The organism is Epilithonimonas tenax DSM 16811 (assembly GCF_000428485.1).
Classification (GTDB): Bacteria; Bacteroidota; Bacteroidia; order Flavobacteriales; family Weeksellaceae; genus Epilithonimonas; species Epilithonimonas tenax.
Genome location: NZ_AUAA01000016.1, coordinates 22581 through 40325, shown reverse-complemented (window position 1 = coordinate 40325; position 17745 = coordinate 22581). Strand labels below are relative to the sequence as shown.

General features: G+C 36.4%; 15 protein-coding genes. 13 read left to right on the top strand and 2 right to left on the bottom strand.

Annotated elements, in window-relative coordinates; all coding sequences use genetic code 11:
- Positions 1-14 precede the first annotated feature (14 nt).
- On the bottom strand, positions 15-611 hold the full coding sequence (locus F564_RS0109645; protein WP_028122463.1) for a ribonuclease HII: 597 nt from the start codon (positions 609-611) through the stop codon (positions 15-17).
- Positions 612-741: 130 nt separating this feature from the next.
- Here F564_RS0109645 and F564_RS0109640 point away from each other — a divergent pair, with 130 nt between their 5' ends.
- The 3 genes from F564_RS0109640 to F564_RS0109630 all read left to right on the top strand — a co-directional run bounded on the left by F564_RS0109640 (position 742) and on the right by F564_RS0109630 (position 7767).
- Positions 742-3759, top strand: coding sequence for a SusC/RagA family TonB-linked outer membrane protein (locus tag F564_RS0109640; RefSeq protein WP_028122462.1), 3018 nt, complete (start codon positions 742-744; stop codon positions 3757-3759).
- Positions 3760-3769: 10 nt separating this feature from the next.
- Positions 3770-5194, top strand: coding sequence for a SusD/RagB family nutrient-binding outer membrane lipoprotein (locus tag F564_RS0109635; protein WP_028122461.1), 1425 nt, complete (start codon positions 3770-3772; stop codon positions 5192-5194).
- A 74-nt stretch (positions 5195-5268) separates the two neighbouring features.
- Positions 5269-7767 carry a T9SS type B sorting domain-containing protein gene (locus F564_RS0109630; protein ID WP_028122460.1) on the top strand — a complete coding sequence of 833 codons (2499 nt, stop codon included), beginning with the start codon at positions 5269-5271 and terminating at the stop codon, positions 7765-7767.
- Between the two features lie 53 nt (positions 7768-7820).
- Here the strand turns inward: F564_RS0109630 and ffh are convergent, their stop codons facing one another.
- Positions 7821-9185, bottom strand: coding sequence for a signal recognition particle protein (ffh, locus tag F564_RS0109625; RefSeq protein ID WP_028122459.1), 1365 nt, complete (start codon positions 9183-9185; stop codon positions 7821-7823).
- A gap of 730 nt (positions 9186-9915) precedes the next feature.
- Here ffh and F564_RS19055 point away from each other — a divergent pair.
- The 10 genes from F564_RS19055 to F564_RS0109575 all read left to right on the top strand — a co-directional run bounded on the left by F564_RS19055 (position 9916) and on the right by F564_RS0109575 (position 17734).
- The gene (locus tag F564_RS19055; RefSeq protein ID WP_034981257.1) at positions 9916-10164 is read left to right on the top strand and encodes an AtpZ/AtpI family protein; all 249 of its coding nucleotides are present in this window, start codon (positions 9916-9918) and stop codon (positions 10162-10164) included.
- On the top strand, positions 10148-10519 hold the full coding sequence (locus F564_RS0109615; RefSeq protein ID WP_028122458.1) for a hypothetical protein: 372 nt from the start codon (positions 10148-10150) through the stop codon (positions 10517-10519). Before F564_RS19055 ends, F564_RS0109615 begins: the two co-directional genes overlap by 17 nt.
- A gap of 60 nt (positions 10520-10579) precedes the next feature.
- A complete protein-coding gene (gene atpB / locus F564_RS0109610) occupies positions 10580-11695 on the top strand; it encodes a F0F1 ATP synthase subunit A (RefSeq protein WP_028122457.1) in 1116 nt (371 codons plus the stop codon).
- A gap of 38 nt (positions 11696-11733) precedes the next feature.
- Positions 11734-11925 carry an ATP synthase F0 subunit C gene (atpE, locus tag F564_RS0109605; protein ID WP_027384648.1) on the top strand — a complete coding sequence of 64 codons (192 nt, stop codon included), beginning with the start codon at positions 11734-11736 and terminating at the stop codon, positions 11923-11925.
- Positions 11926-12013: 88 nt separating this feature from the next.
- Positions 12014-12511 (top strand): F0F1 ATP synthase subunit B, encoded by a 498-nt coding sequence (locus F564_RS0109600; protein WP_028122456.1) that lies wholly within the window; start codon positions 12014-12016, stop codon positions 12509-12511.
- Positions 12512-12516: 5 nt separating this feature from the next.
- Positions 12517-13053 carry an ATP synthase F1 subunit delta gene (gene atpH, locus F564_RS0109595; protein WP_028122455.1) on the top strand — a complete coding sequence of 179 codons (537 nt, stop codon included), beginning with the start codon at positions 12517-12519 and terminating at the stop codon, positions 13051-13053.
- Between the two features lie 17 nt (positions 13054-13070).
- On the top strand, positions 13071-14648 hold the full coding sequence (atpA, locus tag F564_RS0109590) for a F0F1 ATP synthase subunit alpha (protein WP_028122454.1): 1578 nt from the start codon (positions 13071-13073) through the stop codon (positions 14646-14648).
- A 94-nt stretch (positions 14649-14742) separates the two neighbouring features.
- Entirely contained in the window at positions 14743-15612 is an 870-nt protein-coding gene (gene atpG, locus F564_RS0109585; protein ID WP_028122453.1) for an ATP synthase F1 subunit gamma, read from the top strand.
- Positions 15613-16060: 448 nt separating this feature from the next.
- Positions 16061-17416: a hemolysin family protein gene (locus F564_RS0109580; RefSeq protein WP_028122452.1), complete on the top strand. Its 1356-nt coding sequence runs from the start codon at positions 16061-16063 to the stop codon at positions 17414-17416.
- 15 nt (positions 17417-17431) lie between these two features.
- On the top strand, positions 17432-17734 hold the full coding sequence (locus F564_RS0109575) for an ATP-dependent Clp protease adaptor ClpS (RefSeq protein ID WP_028122451.1): 303 nt from the start codon (positions 17432-17434) through the stop codon (positions 17732-17734).
- Positions 17735-17745: the final 11 nt, after the last annotated feature.

The window sequence follows — 17745 nt, the reverse complement described above, 5'->3', positions numbered from 1 at the left end:
TTAAAAATAAAAGATTAATCAATTTCTACGTCGTAGTCCAGCCGGAAGGATCTTCTGTGGTGGATTGTGGGTCCGTGTTTTTTCAGGCCTTTCTGATGCGTTTTGGTGCAGTAACCAAAATTGGTATTCCAGCCGTACTCAGGAAACTCTTCGTGAAGTTTGATCATCAGATTGTCTCGGTAATTCTTCGCTAGGATAGAAGCGGCTGCAATCGAAAGAAACTTGCTGTCACCTTTGATGATGCAATGGTGTGGGATATAATTATAAGGATGGAACTTATTGCCGTCCACCAAAATAAGTTCGGGTCTGCTTTTCAATTGATCCAGAGCCAAATGCATCGCATGAATACTGGCGTTGAGGATGTTGTGTTCATCTATAAATGCTGGAGAAAGTTCTGCAATGGCAAAATCGACGGCATTTTCTCTGATATAAAGGTCGAGATTTTGACGTGTTTTAAAATTTAACGTTTTAGAATCATTAACTAAATTTTGCTTAAAATTTTTGTTTACAATAACTGCTGCTGCGACCACGGGACCCGATAGACAGCCTCTTCCGACCTCGTCGCATCCGGCTTCTAGTAGTGTTTGAGAAAAGTTTTTTAATAGTGGCATAATAAAAATTACATGTCAAAGTTATATAAATACTAAACTTTACATAGTGTTATTAACAAATTTTTAACAATTTATGTTGTATATATTAATAAAGTTTTGCATTTTTGTTTATTGAAAAATTTGATTTGATATGAAAAAATTAACAACAAGCGTGTTGGCAGTAGTTCTTTCGTCGTCTTTTGCAGTGGTTTCTGCACAAACGGTACAAGACTCCACCAAAACACAAGATATCGAGGGCGTTGTAGTGACGGCTTTGGGTATCAAAAGAGAAAAAAAATCTTTAGGTTATGCTTCCCAAGAGATTAAAGCAGGTGCTTTGTCTGATGGTACAACTAATACAGGGAATATTGCTTCTCAGTTGTCAGGAAAAGTTGCAGGTCTTAATGTAACATCAACCACTAATTTTGGAGGTTCTGCTAACCTAGTAATTAGGGGTGTTAAAGGAGTTGGGGGAGGTAATCCTTTGATCGTTATTGACGGTTCTCCTGTTAATAATAGTTCAACTTATGGTTCTTCTGTAAATAATCCTGGTGTTGCTACTGATTATGGTAATGCACTATCTGACATTAACCAAGAAGATATAGAATCTATCAACGTATTGAAAGGAGCGGCAGCTTCTGCTCTTTACGGAGAAAGAGGTTTGAATGGTGTTATTGTTATTGTTACTAAAAACGGTAAAGGTAAAGATGATGGATCTTGGGGTGTGACATTGTCATCAACAGTACAGGCAGGTTTCATAGATAAAAGCACATTCCCTAAATATCAAACTAAGTATGGAGCTGGTTATGATCCGTCATTCACTTCTACTGCAGCAGATGGAACACCTTATGCTAACTATACAGATGATGCATCTTGGGGGCCAGCGTTTGATCCAAACCTATTGGTTTATCAGTGGGATTCTTTTGATCCAAGTTCTCCAAATTATGGAAAGGCTACACCTTGGGTAGCTGCGAAAAATGGGCCTATTGAATTTTTTAACACGCCGGTAACTTATACAAATACTGTTACTTTAGAAAAAGGACAGAAAGGTAAAAATATCTTATTTAGTTATGATAATATGACTGCAGATGGTTTGATGCCTAATTCTCATATTGGAAAAAATACCATGTCATTAAAGGTAAATTATGACCTTACAGATAAATTACATGCCTCTTTTTATTCTACATTGACACTTCAGGATACAAGAGGTAGAAATACTACAGGGTATAGTGATAACTTAGTTGGAGGCTTCAGACAATGGTGGCAGACAAACGTAGATGTTAAAGATTTACAACGTGCATATCAATATGGTATTAATAATGCAACATCTGCTAATAACTATGGAAACGTAACTTGGAATAGAACCACTGCGGCGAATGGAGAACCAACTTTCTGGAATAATCCGTATTTTCAATCTTATGAAAGCTATACTTCAGATAAAAGATACAGAAGTTTCAGTTATGGTCAGTTAGTTTATGATTTTAACAAGAATTTCAGTGTAACGGGTAAAGTATCTTATGATAGATCTAACCTGTCTATTGAAAATAGATTGGCTCAAGGTTCTCTTTTGCAAGGTTTTGGGGCTTCAGGGAACAATGTGGGCTCTGGTTATGCTAGACAAGATATTACTCAAACAGAGACCAATTATGATGCTTATTTGAACTACAAATTTGATGTTACAGATAATATCAATGTAAGTGGAATTGCTGGAGGTAATATTAGAAGAAATTATTATAACTCTATTTATGCTTCTACAGAGGGAGGATTAGTGGTTCCTGGGATTTATGCAGTAAGCAACTCTGTCTTAGCTCCTTTAGCACCAGCTGAAAATTTGCAGATTACTCAAACTAATAGTTTCTATGCAACTGCGTCTGTTGATTTTTACAAGACTTTCTATTTAGATGGTACTTTTAGACGTGATCAAAGTTCCACACTTCCAGCGAGTGATAATACATACTATTATCCGTCAGTTACAGGGTCGTTCATCGCTTCAGAGTTAATCAAAGCAGATTGGTTAAGTTTTTGGAAAATTAGAGCTAATTACGCAGAAGTTGGTGGAACAGCTGCAGTATATTCTTTAATTAACACTTATACAGCTGCTGGAGTTTTCAATAATGGAGAATCTGGTGTAGGGCTTTACAATTCTGTAACTACTAATAATAATAATCAGCTTAAACCGCAGAGATCAAAAGAGTTTGAGGTTGGTACAGAAGTTCATTTCTTAAAGGATAGAATTACTCTAGATCTTGCTTATTATAAGACTAAAACTATTGATCAGATTATTGCTTTACCAGTATCATCAGGAACAGGATTTACAACTCAATATATTAATGCAGGACAGATTGATAACAAAGGTTATGAGGTTAGTTTAGGATTAGTTCCTTTCAAAACACCGAATTTCACTTGGAATATCGATGTCAACTGGTCTAAAAATGAGAACAAAGTTGTTTCTTTATCTGGAGACTCAAAGAATTATTTGTTAGCTAGTTTCCAAGGAGGGGTATCAATGAACGCTAGAATAGGTGAAGCTTGGGGTACCTTAATTGGATCTGATTATGTATACTTAAACGGTCAAAAAGTTGTAAATGCTACGACAGGTAGATATTTAAGACAAAATAACCAAGTAATTGGTAATGCTACTCCTGATTGGATTGGTGGAGTTAGAAACAGTTTTAATTATAAAGGTTTTTCACTTAGCTTCTTGATTGATGTTAGAAAAGGCGGTGATATATTTTCTCTTGACCAATATTATGGACTTGCAACAGGTCTATATGTTGGAACAGAAAACTACAGAGAAAGTGGGACTGTATGGGAAGGTGTAAATCCTAATGGACAAACTAACACAACTGTAACGGCTAATCCTTCTGCATTTGGTTCATTGGATGGCTACGCTCGTATGCCTGCTAAGAGATTTGTTTATGATGGTTCTTACGTAAAACTAAGAGAAGCTAGTATTGGTTATTCTTTACCAAAATCTTTACTGTTCGGAACTTTTGTTAACGAAGCTAAAGTATCTATTGTAGGTAGAAACTTATGGATTATCCACAAAAACTTACCAGGAGCAGATCCAGAAGCTATGGTGGGTGGTGGTCTCCGTTCTTACGGATATTCTATCGGTTCTCTTCCAACAACTAGAGATATTGGTGTAAACGTAACGTTAAAATTCTAAATTAAAAAAAATGAAAAAAATATTTAATATATTAACAATTGGTGTTGTAGCAGCAATGAGCTTAACATCATGTGAAAGAGATTTGACATCTCTAAATGTCGATCCAAAGCACCCGTCTACACTGCCTTCTCAGAATCTTTTGGCAATGGGGTTGCAACAGTCTTCATATTATATGTTTACAGGAAGTGTAAACTTTAATAATTATAGATTTTTCACTCAACAATGGGCACAGACTACCTATACAGATGAAACAACTTATAATCTAGTTACTAGAAATCAGCCTAGAAATCACTTTAACAGAATGTATGTTTATTCCATAAATAACTACAAAACTGCAAAAGTGAATCTTGAAACTGAAGCTAATACTCCGGCAATTAAGGCTAACAAGCTTGCTTCTTTAGAGATTTCTGAAATTTTTGTTTGGGAAAACCTTGTAGATACTTTTGGTGATGTACCTTACAGTGAGGCTTTTAAAGCTGATGAACAATTGTATTCTCCAAAATACGATGATGCAAAAGAAATTTACTTAAGTCTATTAAGTAGGTTAGATGCAGCAATAGCTACTATAGACGAGTCTAGTAATGGATATATTGACGGAGGAGATATAGTATACACAGGAGATATGACCAAATGGAAGCATTTTGCAAATTCTATCAAACTAAGATTAGCGATGAATTTGGCAGACGTTGATCCTGCTTTATCAAAATCTGCAGCAGAGGCAGCGATTACTAGTGGTGTAATTTCAAGTGAAGATGAATCTTATGTATTCAAATTTGATGGAGGTACATTTATTAATCCTAATTTTGATGACCTAGGTCCTAGAAATGACTATGTTCCTTCTGAACTTGTTATTAATACTATGAATGCTAATAACGATCCTAGACGTGCAACATGGTTTACACAAGTAGGAGGAGCTTATGTTGGTGGTGTATTTGGTGAACTTAATACCTTTGGTGATTTTTCTCACATGAGTAGTGATTTTCAATCTGCTAGTGCTCCAGGTAACCTACTTAGTTATGTAGAAGTTTTATTTTTGAAATCTGAAGCTGCTGCAAGAGGTTACTCTGTAGGTGGAACTGCTGAAAGTTTTTATAACGCAGCTATAGTAGCATCTATGACAGAAAATTCAGTCGCTACTGCAGATGCTACGGCTTATTTAGCAGCTAATCCATACAATGCAGCTAATTGGAAACAATCAATTGGTGTACAGGCTTGGGTTGCAATGTTTAATAGAGGCTTTGCTGCTTGGAATTTTTCTAGAAGATTGGATTATCCGGTTTTTGTAAACCCAGCTAATTCTCAATTAGATGGTGTACCTGTAAGAATGCCATATTCTGATCAAGAATATGTTCTGAATGGACCAAACGTAAGTGCTGCTGCTACAAAAATTGGAGGAGATAAAGCAGTTACCAAATTGTTTTGGGATGTAAACTAGTGTAAATTACATTTACGAATAAAAAAAAGAGACCGCCATATGGCGGTCTCTTTTTTTTATTCGTATTTTTGAGTATGTATAAAAAAATCCTTTTTTTATTTTTTATTTGTGTCAACATATTTGCTAAAGCCCAATTAGATTTAGAACATTGGTTTCCTCCATATTTTAGAACTTCCCCAAATGTTATTACAGATGTTAGTTTATATCTATCTACTGATAAAGAAGAAGATGTATCTGTAAAACTTTTTAATAATAATATTCTTCTTACAGAAGTCAAGGTTTCCAAAAATTCGCCAATAGAAATTCCAATTACCACTTATTTTTCAATGATAGAGGCTTCTACACCTGTTAGAACAATGAAAGCGAATTCTATGGGGTTTCATTTGTCTGGAGAAAAAAGTTTTTATGCAAGTCTTAGATTTATGGGATGTAAAGATACCTGTAAAAATGAGGTTGTAGCATCAAAAGGTAAAACAGCTTTAGGAAAAGATTTTTTTATAGTTACAGATCAAAATATTCTATATGGTAATAATCCAAATGGAATGTTATATCAAGCATCTGTAATGGCTACTCAAGATAATACACATGTAAAAGTTTCAAACTATGGTTCTGGACTAAAATTCATTGATGGAAATACGGATAAAGAACTAAATATTAATCTTAATAAAGATGAGTCTTATATCATTGTTGCTCGTAAAGAAGATAATCCAAATCCTCCTGTAATTCTTGATGATTGGGATCCAAATATAATAGGTGCGAGAATTACCTCAGACAAACCAGTAGTAATCAATAATGGAAATTTTACCAGCCAAAATCTAGGAGAAGCAGGAGCGGGGGTTAACTATGATCAAAGTGTTCCAGTAGATAGAATTGGGAAAGAATATTTTTTAATTAACGGAATGACAAAAACAGAAGCTGCTATGGAAAAAGCAATCATTGTAGCTACTAAGGATAATACTCAGGTTTTTTTTAATGACGAAACTCAACCAACCGTAACATTGAATAAAGGAGAGCATTTTATTGGGCCATATGGGAAAAGAAAGTTTTTAGATGGTAATCAGCCTTTTTTTAAGAATCCCGATAATGGTATTATTATTCCTACAAGAGGAATGTATATCAAGTCAAATGAGCCTATTTATGTATATCAACTTATAGGAGGTTATAACTATTTGATTCAAGGACCTTCCCCAGATTTCACACAACATTCAAGCGGTATGACGTTTTCTCATCCGATTGATAAGGATTATTGCCCTAAACCGTTACAAAATCTTAAAAATATAGTCAAAATTCCTATGGTAAATAAAATAGGTTCTTATAATTTGCATACAAAATTATCTATTAAAACACCAATTAATGCCAATTTAAAAGTTAACGGACAAATAATTTCAAATGCTTCTCCGATGATTGGTAAAGATGGATGGGGCTATTATACAATAGTACCTGCTTCGGGTGATTTTGAGATAGAATCTGATAAAGATCTTAATGTTGATGTTGTTGGTGGTTTTACTTTTTCTGGTTATGCAAGCAGTTACACTGGGTTTTCAAATGATCCTTATATCCTTGTTAACGGAAATTGTATTCAGGAAAGTGTTTATCTTAGACTGAATAATCAAGATTTTATTTCTTTTCAATGGCAATTAAATGGTGTTGATATTCCAGGTGCAAACAATAGTGGATATCAACCTTTAGTAGAAGGGAACTATCAATGTGTGGTAACTTATACAGGATTTAGCTTTACAACGGCTTCTGTTTTTATTCCTAATTGCCCATATAATATATATGATATTAATATTGGCAATGTTTGCCATAATTTTGAAATTGATACAAAATTTACTCAGCCTGGACATGTTTTTTCCAAACTTGAAATATTAACACAACCTAATAATGGAAATGCTGATATTAGTAATAGAAAAGTCATAGTGAAAGTGAATGATTCATTTACAGGTAATGATAGACTGATTTATAAAATCACTGCAAATGATGGATATTATGAAGTTTATAAAGCGAATTTTACAATCTTACCAAATCCTATTGCAGATATAAAAACTGAACTTCAACCAAAATATTTTCTTGATGATACATATTATTTTGATTTGTATAGTATTATAATTAATGATAATAATGAAACGTTTGAGTTTTATCCATCTCAAAATGATGCAGATAAAAGAGAAAACCAAATTACAGATTTATTGTCTAATTATTCCGAACCCTTAACCGAAGTCTATGTGAGAATTACCAATCAGTATAATTGTTATATAGTTAAAAAAGTTATTCTTGTTAGACCACCGATCGTTCCAGATTCAGTTAGTTTACCAAATGTATTTTCGCCAAATAATGATGGGATTAATGATATTTGGGACTATTCATTATTAAAAGCTTTTGAGAATGTAGAATTAAAAATCTATGATAGATATGGTAAACTTTTATATACCCATTCAAAATATTTTTTCTGGGATGGAAAAATTAATAATAAAGTTTTGCCATCAGAATCTTATTGGGTTATATATTCTTACACGAGTAAGGGCGTGAGAGTTTCTAATAAATCTATGTGGGTTCTTTTAAAAAATAAATAGAACAAAAAAACCTCAGAAATTTCTGAGGTTTTTTAAGTATATTGATAGGGCTTTTATCTCCCAAACAATCCGCCACCCATTCCAGGCATATTAGGCATTTTGCTCATCATCTGCATCATTTGTTTACCTTGAGGACCTTGCATCATTTTCATCATTTTTCCCATTTGGTCAAATTGTTTCATCAAAGCGTTCACATCTTCTAATTTTCTTCCGGCACCTTTAGCAATTCTCTGCTTTCTTGAAACATTGATGATCGAAGGTCTTCTTCTCTCATCCGGCGTCATAGAGTGGATGATCGCTTCAATGTGTTTGAACGCATCATCATTGATGTCCACATCTTTGATCGCTTTTCCAACACCTGGGATCATTCCCATTAGGTCCTTCATATTACCCATTTTTTTGATCTGATTGATCTGCTTCAAGAAATCATCAAAACCAAATTCATTCTTCGCAATTTTCTTATGAAGTTTTTTAGCTTCCTCTTCATCAAATTGCTCTTGAGCTCTTTCCACCAAAGACACAACATCTCCCATTCCAAGAATTCTGTCCGCCATCCTTTCCGGGTAGAAAAGATCCAAAGCTTCCATTTTTTCTCCTGTTGAGATGAACTTGATGGGCTTCTCTACAACAGAACGAATTGTCAAAGCCGCTCCACCTCGCGTATCACCATCCAATTTCGTAAGGACAACACCGTCGAAGTTCAGAACATCGTTAAAGGTCTTCGCCGTATTCACAGCATCTTGACCCGTCATAGAATCGACAACAAACAACGTCTCATTCGGTTTTATGGTGCTGTGAACAGATTTGATCTCGATCATCATCTGCTCATCAATTGCCAAACGTCCTGCAGTATCCACAATCACTGTATCAAAACCGTTTGATTTTGCATAGTTGATGGCGTTTTCTGCGATAGAAGTTGGATTTTTATTTTCAAGTTCTGTATAAACTTCAACATTGATCTGTCCACCCAAAACTTTCAACTGGTCTATTGCTGCAGGTCTGTAAACATCACAAGCCACCAAAAGTGGTTTTTTGCTACGTTTTTGTTTCAGATAATTGGCTAATTTTCCGGAGAACGTCGTTTTACCAGAACCCTGCAAACCAGCAATCAAAATAACGCTTGGTTTCCCGGAAAGGTTGATGCCTTCCTGAGATCCACCCATTAGGTCCACCAACTCGTCGTGAACGATTTTCGTCATCAATTGTCCTGGTGTAAGAGACGTCAGGACGTTTTGTCCCAGCGCCTTGTCCTGCACGCGTTTGGTTAAATCCTTTGCAACTTTGTAGTTCACATCGGCATCTACGAGTGCACGTCGGATTTCTTTTACAGTTTCTGCAACGTTAATCTCAGAGATCTTTCCACGACCGGAAATATTATGAAGCGCCTTATCTAGCTTATCTTGTAAACTGTTGAACATAACTTTGTGTAATATATTAAGGTTGCAAAAATAAGAAAATTTAAACAAAGGAAACAGAATCAATCATCTCTTATCGATCATCATTTTATCATTATTTTATTTGACTCCGTGGAACCTGAAGGTTTGGGCAGCTTTTCCGTCTTCCGCTCCCAATCTTTTTTGCAGACGATTTCCTTATAATAGAACCCGAGTCCACGCAAAAAAGGATTTACGCTCAAGCCGGGCTGCAGATTCACGATAAAGCGAACCTTGTCTTAATGTATAATGTTTGTTATTTAAACTCGGGTCGAATCAGGGATTTTAAATGACAAAGAAAGCCTTGTAAGGGCGACTTGTTAATAGAAATCAATCGACCTGCGTAATCTAAGTTCCAGAGGAGCGACTTTAAAAAAAAACATAATATAAAATAGCATTTCTTCAGAATGTTAATTTTTTAATGATTATCAATTTTACACAGATCTATTTCAATAAAATATATTTTCTATTTTCCTCATTCTAGTAACAGGTCGCTCCTACGGAGCTTTGCGTATCGTAATCATCGGTATCTATTAACAGTTCACCGCTCTTCGGTTTTCATTCAAAAATATGATTGCCATTTAGAGTTTACATCATTGTAAGCTCTGAGGTCGACGTCGAATCACAAACTGTCATCTTCGTGTGTCCAACTTCGAACTTCTGACATCCAACTTCGGACTCTCAACTATAATACTTACTTTTGCAAAAATAAATTGTGGTAGACAAGCAAAACAATCCTTCAAATGCATTGCGGAAATATGGAAAATATTCATCCGTCGTTTTCCAGATGTTGTTCATTATTGGGATTTCCTTTTGGGGCGGACATCAGTTGGATTTGTACTTCGAAACCGGATCCAATGTTCTGGTTTTGGTCATTGGGCTCAGCGGACTTTGTCTTTCGTTGTACACCACGCTTAAACGTCTTGAAGTTTTAAATAAAGAAGAAAATGAAGAACAAAAGTAATATCGTCATCAGTGTCTTGTTTTTCCTGATGTTCATTATTCATTTCGCAATCTGGAAGTTTATTTTCCATCAGGACGAAGTGATGATCATCAAGTTTTATCTCTTTCTTAGCGTTATTTTTATGATGATGATTACTTTGCTTCTGATCATCCACAGAACCTTTCCGCAATTTGTGGGAATGTCTGTTATAGGCCTTATTCTGGTGAAATTTGGGTTGATGTATCTCATCAAAAATAAGCTTCATTTTGAGGAGATTCCTAATTTTAAATTTCATTTTATCATGCCGTATTTGATGCTCACCGCATTGCTTACCTATTATGCAATACAGTTAATTAATTATGACAAAAAACAGTAAATTAATTCTTCAAAAGAGAAAAAATAGTCTATTTTTGCAAAACGAAAAAAAAATCTATCGATGCTAAAGAAAACAGCAATTTTATTTTACAGTTTATTGACTTTGACAACGGCTTTCGCTCAACACGAAACTGTTGAAAATCAACACGGTAAGACTGTAACTGAAACGCCTGCACTTTCTGAAAAAGATGAGAGAGCAAATGTAGTTAAAGAATTTGTAGATCATCACATTTTAGATGCTCACGACGTTGCATTGATGGTGAAGGATGGTCATCATATCGGTTTTCCATTACCAGTGATTATTTATGATGAAGGTTTTCATACTTTTATGAGTAATACAGAAGGTGTAGACGGTCACGAATTTATCCATGGTTCTCCAGTAGAGAGTGATGGTAAATTCTATACACTGAATCACGAAAAAATCTACAGAACAGATTCTAAAGGGACTTTGACTCTTGATAAAGATCATCATCCAACCGAAAAGAGGGTTCTAGATTTGTCCATAACAAAAAGTGTTTTGGTGATTTTCTTCGTAGCAGTTTTGATGTTGCTTATCTTCGGCGGAATGGCGAGATCTTATAAAAAATCTTTGGTACCGTCTGGTGCTGCAAAGTTCTTGGAGCCTTTGATTATTTTTGTAAGAGATGACATTGCAATTCCAAACATCGGTCACAAGTACAAGCGATTTATGGGTTATCTGTTAACGGTGTTTTTCTTCATCTTATTCCTGAATGTTTTAGGATTGATGCCTTTCGGGATCAATGTTACGGGTAATATTGCGATTACATTCTTCTTGGCGATCCTTACTTATTTGATCACGACTTTCTCAGGATCCAAAGATTACTGGAAACATATCTTCTGGATGCCGGGCGTTCCTGTTCCAATGAAGTTTATTATGATGCCAATCGAATTGTTGGGAACATTGACAAAGCCATTTGCATTGATGATTCGTCTTTTTGCGAATATGACAGCGGGTCACATCGTTGTAATGACGTTGATCGGGTCTATTTATATTTTCGAGAATTGGATCGCAGGTGTTGCATTCCCGTTCCTGACATTGGTTATTTATTTACTAGAAGTCTTAGTTGCATTTTTGCAGGCTTATATTTTCACAATGCTTTCCGCCTTGTTTATCGGAATGGCTGTGGAGGAGCACGATCACGATCACGCTCATTAATTAAATTAGAATAAAACAATTTTTAAATTATATACATTATGGAAATTCCTAGAATTATTGGTGCAGGTCTTATTGTACTAGGTGTAGGTATCGGTCTTGGAAAAATTGGTGCTGCTGCTCTTGAAGCAATCGCTAGACAACCAGAGCAATCTGGAAAAATCCAAACTGCTATGCTTATTGCTGCTGCACTTGTAGAAGGTGTTGCTTTCGCTGCGTTGTTCGCATCATAAGCCAAAAAAACAAACATTGTTACAGCGGTTGGCTGTAGCAATGTTTTATATTTAAAAATTTTCAAAAAAAAATTAATCTAACGATATAATGGAATTACTTCATCAGTTTTCATCAGGATTGTTTATCATCCAGTCCATCATTTTTTTAGCTTTACTTTTCTTACTGGGAAAGTTTGCCTGGAAACCAATTCTTAAATCAATAGACGAGAGAGAAACATCTATCATTGATGCTCTTAATCAAGCTAAATTGGCCAAACAAGAAATGGCTCAGTTGAAAGAAGATAACGAAAGAATCTTTCGTGAGGCCAGAGCTGAGAGAGATGGTATCTTGAAAGAAGCTAGAGATATGAAAGACAAGATCGTAAATCAAGCTAAAGACAGCGCTAAAGTAGAGGGCGAAAAAATGATCGAAGCAGCCAGACAATCTATCCAGACTGAGAAAAACGCGGCTATGGCAGACATCAAAACTCAAATCGGAACTTTGTCTGTGAGCATCGCTGAAAATATTCTTAAAGAGAAATTGGATAACGATGGCGCGCAAAACGCATTGGTAGAAAATATTCTTAACAAATCTAACCTTAACTAATCAGGATGTTAACATCTAAAGTAGCTAAAAGATACGCTCAGGGTCTGTTGGATTTCACACAGGAATCTGGTAACACAGATGCCGTTTTCGGGGAGATGAAGGATATCGTGAAAATCATGTCTTCTTCCAAAGAACTGAATCAGTTTGTGAACACACCCATCATTGATGCCAAAAAGAAAGAAGCGATTGCTTTGGAGATCTTCAAAAATTTCTCTCCAGTTTCTAAGAACATCATCCGACTGGTTATCAAACAAGGCAGAGAATCTCAGCTTAGAAATATCGCCCAGGAATTTATCAATAAAGTAGAAGATATCAATGGTACGCAGCGTATCTCTTTGGTAACAGCTTCGCCTTTATCACAGGAAAATATTCAGAAGATCATTACGGATTCCAAAATGGTAAATATTTCTAACTATGATTTAGTAACTACCGTAAAACCAGAGATCTTAGGAGGATATATCCTGAGAGTAGGAGATCAGCAGATCGATGCATCAGTGAGAACAAAACTGGGCAATATCAAAAAAGAATTTCAACTTAATTAAGAAAAAACAACCATATAATGGCAGAAATAAATCCGGCAGAAGTATCAGCGATACTAAAGCAGCAATTAGCAAATTTCGATACTCAATCTAACGTAGAAGAAGTTGGTACTGTTCTTACGATAGGGGATGGTATTGCTCGTGTTTACGGTTTAGAAAACGTACAGTACGGAGAATTGGTAAGATTCCAGGCTGGCGTAGAAGGTATCGTTCTTAACCTTGAAGAAGATAATGTTGGGGTTGCACTTCTTGGTGAATCCAAATTGGTAAAAGAAGGTGATACTGTAAAAAGAACAAACCGAATCTCTTCTATCAAAGTAGGCGAAGGAATGCTGGGTAGAGTTGTAGATACTCTTGGTAATCCTATCGATGGTAAAGGACCTATCCAAGGAGATCTTTATGAGATGCCATTGGAGAGAAAAGCGCCGGGAGTGATCTTCCGTCAGCCGGTAACAGAACCACTTCAAACTGGTATTGTTGCGATTGACTCCATGATCCCTGTAGGAAGAGGACAAAGAGAGTTGATCATTGGTGACAGACAAACTGGTAAAACAGTTGTGGCTATTGATACCATTATCAATCAAAGAGAATTTTATGATGCTGGGCAACCAGTATATTGTATATATGTTGCCATTGGGCAAAAAGCTTCAACTGTAGCACAGATCGTTAAAACATTAGAGGACAAAGGGGCTTTGGCTTACACGGTTATCGTTGCAGCTAATGCTTCTGATCCAGTTCCAATGCAGGTTTATTCTGCAATGGCAGGTGCATCTATCGGAGAGTTCTTCAGAGACTCTGGTCGTGCAGCTTTGATCGTTTATGATGATCTTTCAAAACAAGCGGTTGCTTACCGTGAGCTTTCTCTACTATTGAGAAGACCACCGGGACGTGAGGCTTATCCAGGAGACGTTTTCTACCTTCACTCAAGATTGTTGGAAAGAGCAGCAAAGATCATCAAAGATGATACGATTGCAGCTCAGATGAATGACTTGCCAGAATCTCTAAGACCTCTTGTAAAAGGTGGCGGATCTTTGACAGCACTTCCAATTATCGAAACTCAGGCTGGTGACGTTTCTGCGTACATTCCAACAAACGTGATCTCAATTACAGATGGTCAGATCTTCTTGGAGACAGACCTTTTCAACTCAGGAGTTCGTCCGGCGATCAACGTTGGTATCTCTGTATCCAGAGTTGGTGGTAATGCACAGATCAAATCAATGAAAAAAGTTTCTGGTACACTTAAATTGGACCAGGCTCAATATAAAGAATTGGAAGCGTTTGCAAAATTCGGATCCGACCTGGATGCTGCTACTTTGGCAGTGATCTCAAAAGGAGAAAGAAACGTAGAGCTTCTAAAGCAACCGGTAAACTCTCCGCTTCCTGTGGAAAGTCAAGTGGCGATGATCTATGTTGGAACAGAAAACCTGTTGAGAAATATCCCAATCAAGAAAGTAAAAGAATTCCAGATCGAGTATGTGGATTTCTTGAGAAACAAGCATCCAGAAGTAATGGCAGCTCTTAAAGCCGGAAAAATTGACGATCAATTGACTGGTGTTTTGAGACAAGTAGCGACAGAACTTTCTGCGAAATACAATTAAAAAATAATGTAACAGTAAAACAGTTTAACAATTTAGCAATATGAATTGTTAAACTGTTAAACTGTTAGATTGATACATTGTTAGATTAAAGATTATGGCAAACTTAAAAGAAATACGAGGCAGGATTACATCTATATCTTCTACGATGCAGATCACAAGCGCTATGAAAATGGTTTCCGCAGCGAAACTAAAGAAAGCGCAGGATGCAATCGTAATGTTGAGACCTTATTCTGAAAAACTTCAGGAGATCATAGAAAATGTAAGTGCGGCGTCTGATGCAGAGAACATCTCGGAATTTGCATTGGAAAGAGAAGTTAAAAAAGTGCTTTTCATCACCGTAACTTCCAACAGAGGTTTGGCTGGAGCTTTCAACTCATCTGTCATCAAAGAACTGAATATCCAGTTTTCAGCAAACGAAAATGTGGAAATAGAAGTTTTGACAGTAGGTAAAAAAGCCTTCGATGCGGTGAGAAGAAACAAGACAGTTTACGAAAATCACAGTTCACTGTTTGAAAATCTTTCTTTCGATCACGTTTCAAATATGACAGCGAAAGTAATGTCAGATTTCAAAGCAGGCAAATTTGATAAAGTGTATGTGGTTTACAACAAGTTTATCAATGCAGCAACGCAGGAAGTAGTGACAGAGCAGGTTTTGCCGATCTCTTCAGTTTCACAGGACAAGACGGTTTCAGAGATCAATGTAGATTATATCTTCGAACCAGGTAGAAAAGAGATTCTAGACGTGTTGATTCCAAAATCGATCAAAACTCAGATCTTCAAAGCCATTCTGGATTCCGTAGCATCAGAACACGGTGCAAGGATGACAGCAATGCACAAGGCAACCGACAATGCAGATGCGCTTAGAACAGATCTTAGGATCTTCTACAACAAAGCAAGACAGGCAGCCATCACCAACGAGATATTAGAAATTGTTTCCGGAGCAGAAGCGCTCAAGAACAGTTAATAAAGATAAAGTTAAAGTTAGTAGTTAGTTATAAAAAGCATTGAGGGTCAAACTTCAGTGCTTTTTATTATTTATGGACGTTCGTATTTAGTTGATTATTTTTATTTGGGCAGCTTAATCCGCCTTCCGCTCCCAAACCTAACGAAGTGGTTCGACGGAGTCAATCTTTTTTGCTCGAGATTTCCGTTAAGTTGGACTTGAGTACAAGTAAAAAAGGATTGCCGCTCAAGTCGGGCTGCAGCTTCCACATAAAACACGCTTCAACATCAAAACGCATTTTGTTCTTAAAAATTTCCCTTCCTTGGAGGGATTCAAAAATTCGCGGAATTTTTGACGGGGTGGTTTATCTCACCTCTAACATCTCACCTCTAACATCTCACTTCTAAGATCTAATTTTCAAGTTAAAAAAAATAGCTATCTTTGCAGGGATTGTATATAACAACATTAAATGGACCCCGATAGTTTAATCAAACTTCTCATAGCATTATTTTTAGTTCTTCTAAATGGCTTTTTCGTAGCCGCCGAATTTTCAATAGTAAAAGTACGTTATTCCCAAATTCAGGTGAAAGCCGCGGAGGGAAACACAATGGCCAAAAAAGCTGAAAACATCATCAAAAACCTTGATGCCTATCTCTCTGCAACACAGTTGGGGATCACACTCGCTTCCCTAGCTTTAGGTTGGGTAGGAGAGAGCGCTCTGCACCACATCATAGAAGCCACGTTCCATTCCTTAAGTATAGAACTGGCAGCAGCTACAGTAACTACCATTTCCGTGGTTTGTAGTTTCTTACTGATTACGATTATGCACATTGTCTTCGGAGAGTTGGTTCCAAAATCAATTGCGATCAGAAAGTCAGAAGCAACGACTTTGTTCATCGCTTATCCTTTGCATGTTTTTTATAATGTCTTCCGGCCATTTATCTGGTTGATGAACTCATTATCGAATTCATTCCTGAAATTGGTAAAAATATTTCCCGCTTCGGAGCACGACATTCACTCGACCGAGGAACTACAGTTATTGGTAAAACAATCTGCAGACAGCGGAGAAATTGAAGAAGAAAATTACGAGATTATCAAAAATGCATTTGATTTTACAGATCACAATGCCAAACAGATTATGATCACGAGGCAGAATATCTCGTCTATCGATATCAATGATGATCCGGAAGATATCATCAACCAGATTATGGAAAGCGGCTATTCCCGTATTCCTGTTTATGAAGGTTCTATAGACAATATCATTGGGATTTTCTATACAAAAGAGATTATCAGAGAATACATCAAAAGCAAAGGACAAGTGACTCATGAGAGCCTTAGAGACTTTATGAGAGAAGCATTTTTTGTGGTTGGTAGCAAAAAAATATCAGACCTTCTAAAAGTATTCCAGTTGAAGAAACAGCACTTGGCAATCGTCATTGATGAATTTGGTGGAACGGAAGGGATTATTACGCTGGAAGATATTCTGGAAGAATTGGTAGGAGAGATCCAGGATGAAGAGGACGAAGAAGAAAAAATCGTGGACAAAGTGGGCGAAAATATCTATTGGGTAAAAGCAACTCAGCCTCTGGACGAGATCAATGAGCAGCTTCCGAAAAATATTCCACCATCAGAAGAAGGAGAATATAACACGCTTGCTGGATTTATCCTGAATGAGTTACAGGACATTCCGGAGGAGAATCAGGAATTTGATTATGGTAATTACCATTTCAAGATCCTGAAAATGCAGAATAAAAGTGTAGAACTGGTCGAGCTTTTATACAACAAACCATTTTTGGAAGATATCACCGATGAGATTACCGAATAATTAAATTTTATTAAGATGAAAATCTATAATAATAAATCTTATGACGAGCCAAAACGCCAGTACGAAGAAGATGTATTGGTTTTGGAACAGGAAGATGAAGTCTACAAATTGGTCGTTCACAATGACGATGTCAATACCTTTGATTACGTCATTATGTGTCTGGTAGAAATCTGCGAGCATACTTTGGAGCAGGCAGAACAATGCACAATGCTGATCCATTACAAAGGAAAATGCACCGTAAAAACAGGCGCTCTGGAGAAGCTTAAACCCATGCATCAGGCATTGCTTGATAAAGGTCTTAGTTCCGAAATAGTATAAAAATTAAAACG

Coding starts and splice junctions, on each gene's coding strand:
- F564_RS0109645 (WP_028122463.1), bottom strand. CDS start 611: ATGCCACTATTAAAAAACTTTTCTCAAACACTACTAGAAGCCGGATGC.
- F564_RS0109640 (WP_028122462.1), top strand. CDS start 742: ATGAAAAAATTAACAACAAGCGTGTTGGCAGTAGTTCTTTCGTCGTCT.
- F564_RS0109635 (WP_028122461.1), top strand. CDS start 3,770: ATGAAAAAAATATTTAATATATTAACAATTGGTGTTGTAGCAGCAATG.
- F564_RS0109630 (WP_028122460.1), top strand. CDS start 5,269: ATGTATAAAAAAATCCTTTTTTTATTTTTTATTTGTGTCAACATATTT.
- ffh (WP_028122459.1), bottom strand. CDS start 9,185: ATGTTCAACAGTTTACAAGATAAGCTAGATAAGGCGCTTCATAATATT.
- F564_RS0109615 (WP_028122458.1), top strand. CDS start 10,148: ATGAAGAACAAAAGTAATATCGTCATCAGTGTCTTGTTTTTCCTGATG.
- atpB (WP_028122457.1), top strand. CDS start 10,580: ATGCTAAAGAAAACAGCAATTTTATTTTACAGTTTATTGACTTTGACA.
- atpE (WP_027384648.1), top strand. CDS start 11,734: ATGGAAATTCCTAGAATTATTGGTGCAGGTCTTATTGTACTAGGTGTA.
- F564_RS0109600 (WP_028122456.1), top strand. CDS start 12,014: ATGGAATTACTTCATCAGTTTTCATCAGGATTGTTTATCATCCAGTCC.
- atpH (WP_028122455.1), top strand. CDS start 12,517: ATGTTAACATCTAAAGTAGCTAAAAGATACGCTCAGGGTCTGTTGGAT.
- atpA (WP_028122454.1), top strand. CDS start 13,071: ATGGCAGAAATAAATCCGGCAGAAGTATCAGCGATACTAAAGCAGCAA.
- atpG (WP_028122453.1), top strand. CDS start 14,743: ATGGCAAACTTAAAAGAAATACGAGGCAGGATTACATCTATATCTTCT.
- F564_RS0109580 (WP_028122452.1), top strand. CDS start 16,061: ATGGACCCCGATAGTTTAATCAAACTTCTCATAGCATTATTTTTAGTT.
- F564_RS0109575 (WP_028122451.1), top strand. CDS start 17,432: ATGAAAATCTATAATAATAAATCTTATGACGAGCCAAAACGCCAGTAC.